General features: G+C 73.0%; 12 protein-coding genes. 7 read left to right on the plus strand and 5 right to left on the minus strand.

Translation table 11 applies throughout. The features are described from left to right. Nucleotides 1–15: 15 nt before the first annotated feature. Complete coding sequence (locus tag AC0QU1_RS16175) at nucleotides 16–627, plus strand: type III secretion system chaperone family protein (protein WP_483570677.1); 612 nt, start codon at nucleotides 16–18, stop codon at nucleotides 625–627. Then, entirely contained in the window at nucleotides 624–1202 is a 579-nt protein-coding gene (locus AC0QU1_RS16180; RefSeq protein WP_483570678.1) for a type III secretion system chaperone family protein, read from the plus strand. Before AC0QU1_RS16175 ends, AC0QU1_RS16180 begins: the two co-directional genes overlap by 4 nt. A 118-nt stretch (nucleotides 1203–1320) precedes the next feature. Here AC0QU1_RS16180 and miaB read toward each other — a convergent pair whose 3' ends face one another. Next, nucleotides 1321–3015, minus strand: coding sequence for a tRNA (N6-isopentenyl adenosine(37)-C2)-methylthiotransferase MiaB (gene miaB / locus AC0QU1_RS16185; RefSeq protein ID WP_483570679.1), 1695 nt, complete (start codon nucleotides 3013–3015; stop codon nucleotides 1321–1323). A 138-nt stretch (nucleotides 3016–3153) separates the two neighbouring features. Here miaB and AC0QU1_RS16190 point away from each other — a divergent pair, with 138 nt between their 5' ends. From AC0QU1_RS16190 to AC0QU1_RS16205, 4 genes are all read left to right on the plus strand, one after another. Continuing rightward, nucleotides 3154–3969, plus strand: coding sequence for an amino acid ABC transporter ATP-binding protein (locus AC0QU1_RS16190; protein WP_483570680.1), 816 nt, complete (start codon nucleotides 3154–3156; stop codon nucleotides 3967–3969). A gap of 62 nt (nucleotides 3970–4031) precedes the next feature. After that, nucleotides 4032–4883, plus strand: coding sequence for a glutamate ABC transporter substrate-binding protein (locus tag AC0QU1_RS16195; RefSeq protein WP_483570681.1), 852 nt, complete (start codon nucleotides 4032–4034; stop codon nucleotides 4881–4883). Nucleotides 4884–5019: 136 nt separating this feature from the next. Further along, complete coding sequence (locus AC0QU1_RS16200) at nucleotides 5020–5709, plus strand: amino acid ABC transporter permease (protein WP_483570682.1); 690 nt, start codon at nucleotides 5020–5022, stop codon at nucleotides 5707–5709. Further along, entirely contained in the window at nucleotides 5706–6635 is a 930-nt protein-coding gene (locus tag AC0QU1_RS16205; RefSeq protein WP_483570684.1) for an amino acid ABC transporter permease, read from the plus strand. The genes AC0QU1_RS16200 and AC0QU1_RS16205 overlap by 4 nt, the downstream gene beginning before the upstream one ends. A 248-nt stretch (nucleotides 6636–6883) precedes the next feature. On the opposite strand, the gene AC0QU1_RS16210 is transcribed toward AC0QU1_RS16205, so the two are convergent. The 3 genes from AC0QU1_RS16210 to AC0QU1_RS16220 all read right to left on the minus strand — a co-directional run bounded on the left by AC0QU1_RS16210 (nucleotide 6884) and on the right by AC0QU1_RS16220 (nucleotide 9241). Beyond that, entirely contained in the window at nucleotides 6884–7531 is a 648-nt protein-coding gene (locus AC0QU1_RS16210) for a regulatory protein RecX (RefSeq protein WP_483570686.1), read from the minus strand. A gap of 34 nt (nucleotides 7532–7565) precedes the next feature. Beyond that, a complete protein-coding gene (recA, locus tag AC0QU1_RS16215; RefSeq protein ID WP_483570687.1) occupies nucleotides 7566–8792 on the minus strand; it encodes a recombinase RecA in 1227 nt (408 codons plus the stop codon). Between the two features lie 215 nt (nucleotides 8793–9007). Further along, a complete protein-coding gene (locus AC0QU1_RS16220) occupies nucleotides 9008–9241 on the minus strand; it encodes a DUF3046 domain-containing protein (RefSeq protein ID WP_483570689.1) in 234 nt (77 codons plus the stop codon). Between the two features lie 78 nt (nucleotides 9242–9319). Here AC0QU1_RS16220 and AC0QU1_RS16225 point away from each other — a divergent pair, with 78 nt between their 5' ends. Continuing rightward, nucleotides 9320–14515 (plus strand): Lhr family helicase, encoded by a 5196-nt coding sequence (locus AC0QU1_RS16225; protein ID WP_483570691.1) that lies wholly within the window; start codon nucleotides 9320–9322, stop codon nucleotides 14513–14515. Here the strand turns inward: AC0QU1_RS16225 and AC0QU1_RS16230 are convergent. Beyond that, nucleotides 14481–15260: a DUF998 domain-containing protein gene (locus tag AC0QU1_RS16230; protein WP_483570693.1), complete on the minus strand. Its 780-nt coding sequence runs from the start codon at nucleotides 15258–15260 to the stop codon at nucleotides 14481–14483. The two genes, AC0QU1_RS16225 and AC0QU1_RS16230, sit on opposite strands and share 35 nt — an antisense overlap. Between the last annotated feature and the right edge of the window lie 5 nt (nucleotides 15261–15265).

The following is a 15265-nucleotide window of genomic DNA, read 5'->3' on the forward strand; positions in this document are numbered from 1 at the left end:
GGGTACTGTGGGCTGGTGAGGTTCTTCGGGTCACGACGCCGGAACACGGCGGGCGACGGCGACCGTGCGGCCACCAGCCCGCAGCAGCCCGAGCCCAGAGAACTCAACAAGGAGCTCGACGACGACGAGCTGCGGGCACAGGTCGAGGGCGTGCTGCTCCGCGAGCTGACGGGCGGCCTCGACGACCCCTCCTCCGTACCCGAGCCCCTCACCCGTGACCGGGTGGTCGAATGGCTGGGCGAGAACGGGTTCAGCTACTTCGTGGACTCCGAGGGCGACGTCGGCGGGCTGTGGCACGGCTGGCTGTTCTACTTCCTCATGGTCGGCGAGAGCTCCGAGGTGCTCCAGGTGCGCGGGCAGTGGCACCGGGACCTCACGATCGAGCGGCTCGAGCAGATCCTCGAGATCTGCAACGAGTGGAACGCCGAGCGCATCTGGCCCAAGACGTACGTCCGCGTGCGCGACAACGGAGCGGTGCTCGTTTACACCGAGGTCACGGTCGACCTCGAGCACGGTGTCACGGAGGACCAGCTCGACCAGCTCCTGCAGTGCGGGCTGACCACCGGGTCGATGTTCTTCGAGCACCTCGACGAGACGTTCCCCGACCCGTTACGGTCCGCCCCATGAGCCCGGCCCGCAGCGGAGGCGGCGCGGGCCGCTGGCTCGCGCGACTGCTCAACCCGCGGCCACCGGCGGCGCGGCGCACCTCCGGCGCCCAGAACCGCACGACGCTGACGAACGTGGAGGTCGACAAGCCCCGTCCGCTGAGCACGCAGCGCGTCGGTGACGACCTGTCCCGCCGCGGCTACCGGTTCCGCATCGACGACGACGGCGACGTCACCGGCACCTGGGACGGCAACCGGTTCTGGTTCCTGCTGCTCGGCGAGCACGACGAGATCCTGCAGGTGCGCGGCCGCTGGGCCGGTGCGCTGCCGGTCGGCGCGCGCCTGGCCGTGCTGCAGGCCGCGAACGACTGGAACCGCGAGCGCATCTGGCCCAAGGTCTACACCCGCGAGGAGGGTGCGGGGCTCGCCCTGTACGCCGAGGTGTCGGTGGACTTCGAGCACGGCGCCACCGAGGAGCAGCTCGCCCAGACCGTGTCGTGCGGTCTGGTCACCGCGAGCCAGTTCTTCTCGACGGTCGCCTCGCTGGCGCCGCCGCCGGAGATCGGCCCGGCCGACCCGGACGACGCCGCCAGGTAGGACCAGGCCCGGCGGTCCGCTTCGAGCACGGCGTTGCGCATGCTCCTGGGCCCGGAAGCATGCGCAAAACCGTGCTGGAGGCGGACCTCCCGACGGAGGCGATCCGCCGTCGGTGGTCTTAGCTCGTGCGCAGGGTCGGCAGGCCCAGCGAGACCGGGCCCGACGGCGCCGGCGTGCCGTGCGCGTGCTCGTCCTCTCCCCTGCTGAGCCGCGCCTTCTCCCGCGCGGCCCAGGCGTCGCCCGAGCGGGTGCGGCGCACCGCCAGGGGCGTACCGTCCGCGTGGTCCGCGATCAGGTGGTGCGGCGCGGCCTTCGTCACGGTCACGGTCACCATGTCGCCCGGCCGCGGCAGTCCTTCCGGTACGACGTCGGACAGGCGCGGGTCGGCCAGGCTCGTCGGCGCCTGCGTGAGGTCGACGTCGGTGAGGTGCGCGCCCGAGCCGGCCGGGGCGCCGTCGGCCGGGCTGCCGGAGCCGGCGCCGGCGGGCAGGCCGAAGTGGACCAGGCGGTTGTCCGCGGCGCGGCCGGACAGGCGGTGCCGCGCGCCGTCCTTGCGGCCGGAGCCCTCGGCGACGAGCACCTCGATCGTGCGCCCGACCTGCTTGTCGGCCTCCTGCGCGCCGATCCGCTCCTGCAGGGCGAGCAGGCGCTCGAACCGCTCCTGCACGACCTCCTTGGGAAGCTGGTCGGCCATGGTCGCGGCGGGCGTGCCCGGGCGGGGCGAGTACTGGAAGACGAACGCCGAGCTGAACCGGGACGCCTCGACCACGCGCATGGTCTCGGCGAAGTCCTCCTCGGTCTCGCCAGGGAAGCCGACGATGATGTCGGTGGTGATCGCGGCGTCGGGCATCGCGGCGCGGACCCGGTCCAGGATGCCGAGGAACTTCTCCGAGCGGTACGAGCGGCGCATGGCGCGCAGGATCCGGTCGGAACCGGACTGCAGCGGCATGTGGAGCTGCGGCATCACGTTGGGGGTCTCGGCCATGGCGGCGATGACGTCGTCGGTGAACGCGGCCGGGTGCGGGGACGTGAACCGCACGCGCTCCAGACCCTCGATCCGCCCGCACGCGCGCAGCAGCTTGGCGAACGCGCCGCGGTCGCCGAACTCGACGCCGTAGCTGTTCACGTTCTGCCCCAGCAGCGTCACCTCGATGGCGCCGGCGGCCACGAGCGCCTCGACCTCGGCCAGGATCTCGCCCGGACGGCGGTCGCGCTCCTTGCCGCGCAGGTGCGGCACTATGCAGAAGGTGCAGGTGTTGTTGCAGCCCACCGAGATGCTCACCCAGCCGGCGTAGACGGACTCGCGCTTTGTCGGCAGCGTGGACGGGAAGACCTGCAAGGACTCGGCGATCTCCACCTGCGCCGCCTCGTTGTGCCGAGCGCGCTCCAGCAGCACCGGCAGGGCGTCCAGGTTGTGCGTGCCGAACACGACGTCGACCCACGGCGCCTTCGCGACGATGTCGCCACGGTCCTTCTGCGCCAGGCACCCGCCGACCGCGATCTGCATGCCCGGCCGCGCCGCCTTGATGCTCGCGAGCTGGCCCAGGTTGCCGTACAGCCTCGTCGCCGCGTTCTCGCGCACGGCGCACGTGTTGATGACCACGACGTCGGCGGCGTTGGCTGCCTCGTCCTGGCTGGACGCGCGCGTGTAGCCGGCCTGTTCGAGCATGCCGGCCATGTGCTCGGAGTCGTGCACGTTCATCTGGCAGCCGAGGGTGCGCACCACGTACGTGCGCTGCCGCGGCTCGGGAACGTCGTCGACGGCGGACGCTGCGCCGTCGGGCAGGGCTGGGGGGAGGGCGGTCGTGGACATCGCGTCGATCTTACGACCCCGGTCGCGCCGCGCCGAACCGCCGGTCCCGGGGGCATAGCGGGCATCTGTTACCGAAACGTTGTGCTCGGATGACCCGTCGACTTGGTCCTCGAAACATCCGATCGTTAGGTTCAAGGGATGGACCAGAGCACCTCGACCACCGGCCAACCGGCGGCCGACGACATCGCGGACGCTCCGACGTCGGACCGCGCCCTCGGGGCGCCCCTCGTCGAGCTGAAGCGGGTGAACAAGCACTTCGGCGCGCTGCACGTGCTGCAGAACATCGACCTCACCGTCCGCAAGGGCGAGGTGCTGGTCGTGATCGGCCCGTCCGGTTCCGGCAAGTCGACGCTGTGCCGGGCGATCAACCGCCTGGAGACCATCGACGACGGCACCATCACCGTGGACGGCAAGGAGCTGCCCGAGGAGGGCAAGGCCCTGGCGAAGCTGCGCGCCGAGGTCGGCATGGTCTTCCAGTCGTTCAACCTGTTCGCGCACAAGACCGTGCTCGACAACGTGACCCTCGGTCCGCGCAAGGTCCGCGGCATGAGCAAGAAGGCGGCGGAGGAGCAGGCGCGTGCCCTGCTCGACCGCGTGGGGGTCGGCAACCAGGCGGGCAAGATGCCCGCCCAGCTCTCGGGCGGTCAGCAGCAGCGCGTGGCGATCGCCCGCGCGCTGGCGATGCAGCCCAAGGTGATGCTCTTCGACGAGCCGACGTCGGCCCTCGACCCGGAGATGGTCAACGAGGTGCTGGACGCCATGGTCGCGCTCGCCCAGGAGGGCATGACGATGATCGTCGTCACCCACGAGATGGGCTTCGCCCGCAAGGCCGCGGACCGCGTGGTCTTCATGGCGGACGGGCAGATCGTCGAGGAGGCTCATCCCGAGGAGTTCTTCACCGCGCCCAAGAGCGAGCGGGCCCGGGACTTCCTGTCCAAGATCCTGACCCACTGACCTTTCACCGACCGATCCCCTACCCCCGGGGTCCGACCGGGCCCCACTACCGAAGGGCAATCATGCGCAAGCACACCATGGGCCTCCTGGCGATGGCGGCGGCCTCCACTCTCGCGCTCTCGGCCTGTGCCGGCGGCGAGGTCGGCGAGCCGACCGGCGAGGACACCGCCACCGGTGGTGGCGAGACCATCCGCATCGGCATCAAGTACGACCAGCCAGGCCTGGGCCTCCAGGAGGGCGACACGTTCACGGGCTTCGACACCGACGTCGCCCGCTACGTGGCCGACAAGCTCGGCTACTCCGAGGACCAGATCGAGTTCGTCGAGACCATCTCGGCCAACCGTGAGACGGCGCTGCAGAACGGCGACGTGGACATGATCTTCGCGACGTACTCGATCACCGACGAGCGCAAGCAGCTCATCAGCTTCGCCGGCCCGTACTTCGTCGCCGGCCAGGACCTGCTGGTCTCGGTCGACAACACCGACATCACCGGCCCGGAGGACCTGGAGGGCAAGAACCTCTGCTCGGTCACCGGGTCCACGTCGGCGGAGAACATCAAGACGGAGTACGCCGAGGGCGTGCAGCTCGTCGAGCGCCCCGGCTACGCCGAGTGCGCCACCGCCCTCGCCTCCGGCGCGGTCGACGCCGTCACGACGGACGACATCATCCTCGCCGGCCTGGCCGCGACCGAGGAGAACGCCGGCAAGTTCAAGGTCGTCGGTGCGCCCTTCTCCGAGGAGCGCTACGGCGTCGGCCTGCCGCAGGACTCCGACCTGTGCGAGGACATCAACGCCGCGATCACCGAGATGATCGAGGACGGCACCTGGGAGGAGCTGGTGACCTCCAACACCGAGGGCACCGGCTACACCCCCAACGCCGACCTCAACCCGCCGACGCCGGACGCCTGCGCGTGACCTGCTGACCGCCCTCTGATCCAGCGTGCCCGACGCCGGACCGCCCGCCCCGTGCGGGCGCCGATCCGGCGTCGGGCACTCGGGCGTCGTCGGCCCGTGCCGCGACGCCCCCGACCATCCCTCCTGAAAGGTGACCGTGGACGACTTCCTCGCCGGGTTCGCCGAGCTCTTCGAGCAGTACGACGTCCTTGGCGCGTTCTGGGTCAACATCCAGCTCACGTTCTGGGCCGCGCTGCTCTCCCTGCTTCTCGGCACCGTGCTCGCGCTGATGCGCATCTCACCGATCGCATCGCTCCAGTGGGCCGGCACCGCCTACGTGACCATCTTCCGGAACACGCCGCTGACGATCATCCTCACGTTCATGTACCTGGTCGTGTTCTCGCAGCTCGGACTCTCGCTGTCCAGCGAGCTGGCGACCACGTTCTTCTGGTTCGCGGTCATCGGCCTGGCCGTCTACCACGCGGCGTTCGTCTGCGAGGCCATCCGCTCCGGCGTGAACACCGTGCCGGTGGGGCAGGCGGAGGCCGCGCGCGCGATCGGGCTGTCGTTCCTGCCCGCCGCGCGCATGGTGATCTTCCCGCAGGCGTTCCGCGGGGCCATCGCGCCGCTCGGCAACACGCTCATCGCGCTGCTGAAGAACTCGACGGTCGCCGCGGCCGCCTCCGTCGCGACCGAGACGTCGTCGCTGATGCGGACCATGATCGAGTTCCGGCCGGACCTCATGGTGGCGATCTTCCTGGTGTTCGCGATCGGCTACGTGATCCTGGTGATCCCGATCGGCCTGACCACCACCTGGCTGTCCGAGCGACTGGCGGTGAAGCGATGAGCGCGTCCGTGCTGTTCGACACGCCGGGGCCCCGCGCCCGGGCCTTCTCGACCGTCGGCAACATCATCGCGGCCCTTGCGCTGCTCGCCGGCCTCGCCTGGGTGGTCGCCGTCCTGGCCGAGAAGGGCCAGTTCGCGGCGTCGCTCTGGGAGAACGCCGTGTCCGCTGAGGCGTGGCAGTTCTACTACCTGCCCGGCCTGCAGAACACGCTGCGCTCGGCGCTGTTCGCCACGGTGGGCGCCGTCGTGTTCGGCATCGTGTTCGGTGTCGGACGGCTGTCGCGCAACCGCGTGGTCCGGTGGCTCTCGGGCGTGATCGTGGAGTTCTTCCGCGCGGTGCCCGTGCTGCTGATGATGATCTTCTTCTACATGTTCTTCTCGGCGCAGGCCCAGTGGATCACCGACCGGCCGTTCACCGCGGTGGTGGTGGCGCTGATCCTGTACAACGGCTCCGTCATCGCCGAGCTGGTCCGGGCCGGGGTCGGGAACCTGCCGAAGGGACAGGGCGAGGCCGGGCTGGCGGTCGGGCTGACTCCGGGACAGACGCTCCGCTCGATCCAGCTCCCGCAGGCCCTGGTCGCCATGCTGCCCGCGATGGTGTCGCAGCTCGTGGTGGTGCTGAAGGACTCGGCGCTCGGCCAGTTCATCCTGTACCCAGAGCTCCTGCGGTCGGCCCAGATCCTCTCGTCGCGAGAGCAGAACCCGCTGCAGGCGCTCGTGATCGTGGCGATCGTGTTCATCCTGATCAACTGGCTGCTCACGGTCGTGGCGCACCGGCTGGCGAGGCTGCTGTCCAGCCGGACCGCTGGGGCGACCGTCGAGGGTGTCGGCATCGGCAACCCGGCCGTCGCCGGGGCGGCTGCGGGGGGACCGGGTGCTGGCGCTGCTGCCGGTGCCGGCGATGCCGGCGGGGATGGTCCCGGCTGACGTACTCGGCTCTTAGAGGACAGGTGAGGGGTGCCCAAGCACGTGTGCTTGGGCACCCCTCGTGGTTGCCTGGTACGGACGCGATCGCCTCGGGTGTTTTTACCGCCCAGACGACGGCCCGCCTCGGTGGCGCGACGACCTAGCCCGCTGGAAGGTGCGTGGCCGACAGCGTGTCCGCCTGAGGGCCGACAACCCGTCCCGCTGGATGCTGAGCGCCGGATGGAGGGCCGGTACGTCCGCAGGCCGGCTCAGTCGATACCGACGCCCAACAGGTCGTCGGTCTCCTCACCCTCCGCGGCGAGCGCATCGCGGACCAGCTCGAACGCCAGGCCGGGCGCGTAGCCCTTCCGCGCGAGCGAGCCGACGGCGCGGCGCACGCGCACCTGCCGGTCGAGGCCGCGCGTGCGGGTGACGAGCTTGGCGGCCACCCTCGCGCCGGCGGCCCGCTCGTCGTCGGGGTCGAGCTGGTCCAGCGCGCCGGTGGCCGTGTCCTCGTCGATGCCCCGCCGGCGCAGCTCGGCGGCGATGCCGCGGCGGGCCAGCCCGCGCTCGGCGTGCCGGGTGCGGACGATGGTCTCCGCGTAGGTCGCGTCGTCCACCAGCCCCACCTCGTCGAACCGGTCGAGCACCTGCCGGACGACGTCCTCGGGGTACCCCTTGCGGGCCAGCGACTGCTCCAGCTCGCGGCGGGACCGCTGCGCGGCCGTCAGGATCCGCAGGACCACCTCGCGGGCCTTCTCGACGGCCTCGTCCCGGCTGATCTCGCCGGCCTCCAGGCGCTCCGCGACGGTCCGCCGGGGTGCCCGGCCCGCGTCGGCGCGGCCTCCACGACCGGTCGCTCGGCCGCCCGATCGACCTCCTGTCCGAGCGGTCGGATGGCCCCGACGCTTCCCCACGCCGGGACCACCCGCTGGATCACCGTACTGCACGTCAGAACGGTGCCTTCTCGGCGGCCGCCTCCGCCTTGGCAGCGGTCTTGGCCGCTGTCGACTTGGTGGTCCGCGAACGCGTGGCGGCCGACTTGGTGGCCTTCGCCGTGGTCGTCGTCCGAGCGGACGAGCTCGCCGCCGCGACGGTGCCGGCGGCCGGTGCCGTCTCGGTGACCGCGGCGGGCGCCGGCGCCGGGGTGACCACGGCCTCGTCCGCCGGGGCGTCGACCTTCGGTCCGACGCCCAGCTTCTCCTTGACGCGCTTCTCGATGTCGTTGGCGAGGTCGGGGTTGTCGCGCAGGAAGGCCCGCGCGTTCTCCTTGCCCTGACCGAGCTGGTCGCCCTCGTAGGTGAACCACGAGCCGGACTTGCGCACCAGGCCGTGCTCGACGCCCATGTCGATGAGGCCGCCCTCGCGGGAGATGCCGACGCCGTACAGGATGTCGAACTCCGCCTGCTTGAACGGCGGGGCCATCTTGTTCTTGACGACCTTCACCCGGGTACGGTTGCCGACCGCGTCCGTGCCCTCCTTGAGGGTCTCGATGCGGCGGATGTCGAGGCGGACCGACGCGTAGAACTTCAGCGCCTTGCCGCCCGTCGTGGTCTCGGGCGAGCCGAAGAAGACGCCGATCTTCTCGCGAAGCTGGTTGATGAAGATCGCGGTGGTCCCGGACGCGCTGAGCGCACCCGTGATCTTGCGCAGGGCCTGCGACATGAGCCGGGCCTGCAGACCCACGTGGCTGTCGCCCATCTCGCCCTCGATCTCGGCCTTGGGCGTCAGCGCGGCGACCGAGTCGACCACGATGATGTCGAGCGCGCCGGAGCGGATCAGCATGTCCGTGATCTCCAGCGCCTGCTCGCCGGTGTCCGGCTGCGAGACCAGGAGGGCGTCGGTGTCGACGCCGAGCTTCTTGGCGTACTCGGGGTCCAGCGCGTGCTCCGCGTCGATGAACGCCGCGATGCCGCCCTGGCGCTGGGCGTTGGCCACCGCGTGCAGCGCGATGGTCGTCTTGCCGGAGGACTCCGGGCCGTACACCTCGACGATGCGCCCACGGGGCAGGCCGCCGATACCGAGGGCCACGTCGAGAGCGATCGAGCCGGTGGGGACCACCTCGATGGGGGCACGGGTCTCGTCGCCGAGGCGCATGACCGAACCCTTGCCAAAGTTACGGTCGATCTGGGCGAGGGCCGCTTCGAGGGCCTTCTCGCGATCTGCTGGTGCGGGCATGTGCAACAACCTTCGTCTTCGGGGCGCTCTGTGCGCCGGCGTGGATGGCTCTGTACGTCGTTGCCGACGGTACGCGGAGCCACTGACACGGACGCCTTCTCCGGCCGCCGCCTGTGGACGACGTTCCGAAATCCGTGCCTGTGGTCGAAGTCTAGCCGAACGCCTGTTCGAGGCAAGAAGGACACACCGGCGTGTCGCGGGACATCTCGCCGGGCTCAGCGGCGCGGCGGAGCCTGCCGGTACTTGTCCTTGCCCCAGCGCTCGGCGTCGGGCACGTCCAGCGCGTCGCACAGCGCGTGCCACACGTCGCGCGGCTCGTCGCCCTCGTCCAGGGCCACCGCCGGGGTACGCCCGTCGAGCGCGGGCAGCACCTGCTCGCGCGCCAGGGTGCGCCCGTAGGCCGGACCGAACACCTCGTCGACCAGCTGCCAGAAGTCCCGTTCGCGCACCGCTCAAGCCTACGTCTCCCGCGGCGGGCCCCTGACGTCCCCCGGCCCGTGTCAGTGGTCGGGGACAGAATGGGGGGCATGCCAGAGCCCGACGACCCGCTCTCCCGGTTCGGACCCGCCACCCGCACGTGGTTCACCGGGGCGTTCGCCCAGCCCACCGCCGCACAGGCCGGCGCATGGGACGCCGTCGCGCGCGACCAGCACGCCCTCGTGGTCGCGCCGACCGGTTCGGGCAAGACGCTCGCGGCGTTCCTCTGGTCGATCGACCGGATCATGTCGGCTCCCCCGCCGCAGGAGCGGGCCGAGCGCTGCCGCGTGCTGTACGTGTCGCCCCTCAAGGCCCTCGCCGCCGACGTCCAGCGCAACCTGCGCTCCCCGCTGACGGGGATCCGGCAAGCGGCGGCCAGGGACGGCATCGAGGTCCCCGACGTCACCGTCGGCATGCGCACGGGTGACACGCCCGCCAGTGAGCGGCGCTCGTTCGCCACCCGCCCGCCCGACATCCTGGTCACCACGCCGGAGTCGCTCTTCCTCATCCTCACGTCGTCGGCCCGCGCCGGGCTCGCCGGCGTCGAGACCGTCGTGCTCGACGAGATCCACGCCGTCGCGGGCACCAAGCGCGGCGCTCACCTGGCCCTCAGCCTGGAGCGGCTCGACGCCCTGCTCGACCGGCGGGCGCAGCGCATCGGCCTGTCCGCCACGGTGCGCCCGGTCGAGGCGGTCGCCCGGTTCCTGGGTGGCGGGCACGACGGCCCGGCGGCGCGCGAGGTCGTCGTCGTCCAGCCGCCGTCGCACAAGGAGTGGGCCATCGACGTCGTCGTGCCCGTGCCCGACCTCGCCGACCTCGGCAGCGCGCCGACCCCCGACCTGCCCGAGTCCGACCGGCAGGCAGGCGCCGCTTCCGGCGGCATCGACGGCGGTACCGGCGACGACGAGATCGACCTCTCGGGCGAGGCGACCCGGCCGCTGCGCAAGGCCTCGGTCTGGCCGCACGTCGAGGAGCGGGTGGTCGACCTGGTGGCCGACCACACCTCGACCATCGTGTTCACCAACAACCGGCGGGGCGCCGAGCGGCTGACCGCCCGGATGAACGAGGTATGGGCGCAGCGGCAGGGGCTCGACGTCGCCGACCCCGCCAGCACCTGGGCCGCGCTCGTACCCGGCCAGTCGGGCACCGCTGCGGGCTTCCCCCGGCCGGCGCCCGGGGAACGGGGGCTGCCAGAGGCCGTGCCTGGCCAGGGCGAGACCGTCCTGGCGCGCGCCCACCACGGGTCGATGAGCCGCGCGGAACGCACCCGCACCGAGACGGAGCTCAAGGAGGGCCGGCTGCCCGCCGTGGTGGCCACGTCGTCCCTCGAGCTGGGCATCGACATGGGCGCGGTGGACCTCGTGGTGCAGGTCGGGGCGCCGCCGTCGGTCGCGAGCGGCCTGCAGCGCATCGGCCGCGCCGGGCACCAGGTGGGCGCGGTGTCCAAGGGCGTGGTCTTCCCGATGTTCCGCGGCGACCTCGTGCCGGCGACCGTCATCGCCCAGCGCATGCGCGCCGGCGCCATCGAGCACCTGCACGTGCCGGCGAACCCGCTCGACGTCCTGGCGCAGCAGGTGGTCGCGATGCTCGCCGTGGACGACTGGGACGAGGCAGACCTGCTCGCCCTCGTCCGCCGTGCCGCGCCGTTCACGCACCTCGGCGACGCCACGTGGCGCGCGGTGCTCGACATGCTGGCCGGCCGTTACCCCAGCGAGGACTTCGCGGAGCTGCGCGCCCGCATCACCTGGGACCGCGCCACGGGCATGCTGCGCGGCCGGCCCGGCGCGCTGCGCCTCGCCGCCACGAGCGGCGGCACCATCCCGGACAAGGGCGCCTACGGCGTCTTCCTCGCCACCGAGGCGCCCGACGGGAACGCGCTGGCCGACAGCCCGTCCGGCGGTGGGGGCCGTGCCCGGGGCGGCAAGCGCGTCGGCGAGCTGGACGAGGAGATGGTCTACGAGTCCAGGGTGGGCGACACGTTCACGCTGGGGTCGAGCACGTGGCGCATCGAGGAGATCACGACCGACCGGGTGCTGGTCACCCCCGCGCCCGGCCTGCCGGGACGCCTGCCCTTCTGGAAGGGCGACGCCCCCGGCCGGCCGGCCGAGCTCGGCCGCGCAGTGGGTGCGTTCGTCCGGGAGGCCGACGCCGCCCTCGCCGCCGACCCCGACACGGGACGCAAGCACCTGCATGCCGCCGGGCTCGACGACTGGGCCGCCGACAACCTCGCCGCCTACCTCACCGAGCAGCGGCTGGGCACCGGACGCGTGCCCGACGACCGGACGGTGGTGGTGGAACGGTTCCGGGACGAGCTCGGCGACTGGCGCGTGGTGATCCACTCGCCGCTCGGCGCACGCGTGCACGCGCCGTGGGCCCTGGTGATCTCGGCCCGGCTGCGGGCACGCTTCGGCCTGGACGTGGCCGCCATGCACTCGGACGACGGGATCGTGCTGCGGCTGCCCGACTCCGGCGGCGGCTGGGACGGCGACCCGTGGGACGTGGGCGCCGCCCTGGCCGAGGACGGCGACGGCGAGCCGCACACCCCGCACGTGCCCGGCCGGGTCACGCTCGAGGACCTGCTCCTGGACCCGGACGAGGTGCTCGGCGCGGTCCGCGACGAGCTCGGGTCGTCGGTGATGTTCGCCGCGCGGTTCCGCGAGGCGGCGGCCCGTGCCCTCCTGCTGCCCCGGCGCCGGCCCGACCGGCGGCAGCCGCTGTGGCAGCAGCGACAGCGCTCCGCCCAGCTCCTCGAGGTGGCCAGCCAGTTCCCGGACTTCCCGATCGTCCTGGAGGCGGCCCGCGAGTGCCTGCAGGACGACTTCGACGTCGCGGCGCTGGCCGACCTCATGCGCGAGATCGCCGCCGGCGGCGTCCGGGTCGTCGAGGTCACCACACCGACACCCTCGCCGTTCGCACAGTCGCTCCTGTTCGGCTACACGGCCCAGTTCCTGTACGACGGCGACGCGCCGCTGGCCGAGCGCCGCGCGGCCGCCCTGTCGCTCGACCCCGAGCTGCTCGCTGAGCTCCTCGGGGAGCAGGGTTCCGCCGACCTGGCGGACCTGCTCGACCCGGGCGCCGTCGAGCGCACGGAGGCGGAGCTGGCCGGGCTTGCACCCGACCGGCAGGCGCGCGACGCCGAGGGCCTGTGGGACCTGCTCCGGCGGACGGGGCCGCACCCGCTCGACGCCCTGGAGGTGCGCACCCGCGAGGAGGCCCGCCACGCCGTCGCCCACTGGCTCGACGACCTGGAGTCGAGCCGCCGGGTCATCCGCGTCCGGTTCGCCGGCGAGGAGCAGTGGGCCGTCGCCGAGGACGCGGGCCGGCTGCGCGACGCGCTCGGCGTGGCGCTGCCCGTCGGCATCCCCGAGACGTTCACCGAGCCGGTCCCGGACCCGCTCGGCGACCTGCTGCGCCGGCACGCCCGCACGCATGGGCCGTTCGGCGCGGCGACGGCTGCCCAGCGGTTCGGCCTCGGCGTGGCCGTCGTCGCGCACGGCCTGTCCCGGCTGGAGGCGGACGGCGCGCTCGCCCGCGGGCGGCTGCGACCGGGCGCGCTCGGCGGCACCGGCGACGAGTGGTGCGACCCGGGCGTGCTGCGCCTGCTGCGACGGCGTTCGCTGGCGGTCCTGCGGGCCGAGGTGGAGCCCGTGGAGCAGGAGGCGCTCGGCGCCTTCCTCCCGCGCTGGCAGAACGTCTCCACCGGGCTGCTGCGCGGTGCCGACGGGCTGGTGCAGGCCATCGAGCAGCTCGCGGGCGCTGCGGTCCCGGCGTCGGCCCTGGAGACCCTCGTGCTGCCCGCGCGAGTGGCCGACTACTCGCCCGCACTGCTCGACGAGCTGACCGTCGCCGGCGAGGTGCTGTGGGCCGGGCACTCCCGCCTGCCCGGGTCGGGCGGCGGGGACGGGCTGGTCTCGCTCCACCTGGCCGACGGCGCCCCGCTCACCCTGCCCACGCTCGAACCGGTCGAGGAGGAGGGTCCGCTCGACTCGGACCTGCACCGCGCCGTGCTGGACCTGCTCACCGGGTCGGGCGGCTTCTTCCTGCCCCGGGTCGCCGAGCTCACGGCCGCCGAGCCGGAGGCGGTGCTCGAAGTGCTCTGGGACCTCGTCTGGGCCGGGCAGGTGACCAACGACGGGCTGGGTGCCCTGCGCGAACGGGTCAGCGGGGCGGGCGCCCACCGTGCGCCCCGCACCGCCGCGCGGGCCCGGCCGGTCCGGCGGTCACGGTTCGCCGTGTCCCCGGGGCGGCCCGCCTCCGCCCTCCGGGCGGGCCCCTCCGTCCTGGGCGGCGGCGGTCGCTGGGCGGCCCTGCCGATGCGCGAGGCCGATCCCACGCTGCGTGCCCACGCCCTGACCCAGGTGCTCCTCGAACGGCACGGCGTGCTCACCCGGTCCGCCGCAGCGGCCGAGGGCGTCGGGGCCGGCTACCGCGACGTGTACCGCGTCCTGTCCGGCCTGGAGGAACGAGGCGCGGCGCGGCGCGGGTACTTCGTGGAGCACCTGGGCGGTTCGCAGTTCGCGCTGCCCGGCGCCGTGGACCGGCTCCGGGTGGACGCCCAGGACCGCACGCGGATCGTCGAGGCGGAGCTGGAGGCCGCGGAGCGGACCGCCGCGGCGGCCACCACGGCCGGTGGCACCGGCGTCGTCGTGCTCGCCGCGATGGATCCCGCCAACCCGTACGGCGCTGCCCTCGCCTGGCCGGCGGGTCCCGCCTCGGACGGCGGGCCGGGCGGCACACCGAGTCGCGTATCCGACGGCGTGTCCGGCGCTGTACCGGGCATGAGATCCGACACCGCACCGGCCGGCACAGCCGGTGCCGCGCCCGGCAAGACGTCCAGCACCGCACCCGGCGGCCCACCGGGCGGCGCACTGGGGCTCGGCACGGTGAGCGAGCGACCCACCGCTGGGCCGACGTCGGACAACCCGCCTGACGGCAGGCACGTGACACCACACCGCCCAGGCCGCAAGGCCGGAGCCGTCGTGGTGCTCACCCACGGCGACCTGGCCCTGTTCGTCGAGCGGGGCGGGCGCACCGTCCTGTCGTTCACGCAGAGTCCCGCGCGGCTCTCGGCGGCGGCCGCCGCGCTGGCCCGGACCGTCCGCGAGGGCAGGCTCGGGCGGCTCGTGGTCCAGCGGATAGACGGCCTGCCCGCCCTGGAGGCGGCACGCCACCATCCGGTGGCGCGCGCGCTCGTGGAGGCGGGCTTCGCGGTCACCCCGCGGGGTCTGCGGATCTCGATCCGCTGAGCACCGGCGCCGGCCCTCCGGCACCGACGACAACGACAGCGTCAGCCTCGCCATCGGCACCGACGGCCCCAACGACATCAATAGCGTCGGCGCCACCACCGGCGCCACCACCGGTGTCGACAACACCGACAGCACCGACATCACCACCGCCACGGGCCACCCCGGCCCGCACAATGGGCCCCTCATGATCGATGGTCGCCGCCAGCAGGAACAGGTACCCGATCATCATCACGAACCCCACCCGCTCGATGAGGCCGAAGGCGACCACCCCCGAGCCGGCGGCGACCAGCGACAGGTGCACCACGAGGAACACCGCCACCACGACGCCGAGCGCGCGGGCCGCCGTCCGCAGGGCCCGCGGGAACGCGGACCGCTGGCGAGGGATCGACCGTTCGAGGCTCAGGCCCACCACCGGCAGCACGCAGAACGCCGCGGCGGCGCTGACCCGGTGGACGACCGCCGACAGCGTCGCGGCCGTGCCCGGCGGAACCGTCGGGAACGCGCCGACCAGGACCATCGCCACCGCGAAGACGATCATGGCGAGCGCGGGCACCGGCCCGACCGCCAGGCCGGTGCGGTACATCCGGACCATGAGGATCAGGCCGAGCACGGCGAGCGTCACGCCGCCCGCGACGATGAGCTCGCCGCCGCCGGGCACGAACGCGTACCAGCTGATCGGGTCGAGCAGCGGGTCCACGGCGGACGCGCCCACCACGTGCGCCGCGATCATGGGCACCAGGGCCACGGCAC

The organism is Promicromonospora noduliphila, from assembly GCF_056951025.1.

What these genes read in the sequence shown, in the direction of transcription:
- AC0QU1_RS16190 (WP_483570680.1), top strand. Translation starts at nt 3,154, where the DNA reads ATGGACCAGAGCACCTCGACCACCGGCCAACCGGCGGCCGACGACATC.
- miaB (WP_483570679.1), bottom strand. Translation starts at nt 3,015, where the DNA reads ATGTCCACGACCGCCCTCCCCCCAGCCCTGCCCGACGGCGCAGCGTCC.
- AC0QU1_RS16205 (WP_483570684.1), top strand. Translation starts at nt 5,706, where the DNA reads ATGAGCGCGTCCGTGCTGTTCGACACGCCGGGGCCCCGCGCCCGGGCC.
- AC0QU1_RS16225 (WP_483570691.1), top strand. Translation starts at nt 9,320, where the DNA reads ATGCCAGAGCCCGACGACCCGCTCTCCCGGTTCGGACCCGCCACCCGC.
- AC0QU1_RS16180 (WP_483570678.1), top strand. Translation starts at nt 624, where the DNA reads ATGAGCCCGGCCCGCAGCGGAGGCGGCGCGGGCCGCTGGCTCGCGCGA.
- AC0QU1_RS16195 (WP_483570681.1), top strand. Translation starts at nt 4,032, where the DNA reads ATGCGCAAGCACACCATGGGCCTCCTGGCGATGGCGGCGGCCTCCACT.
- recA (WP_483570687.1), bottom strand. Translation starts at nt 8,792, where the DNA reads ATGCCCGCACCAGCAGATCGCGAGAAGGCCCTCGAAGCGGCCCTCGCC.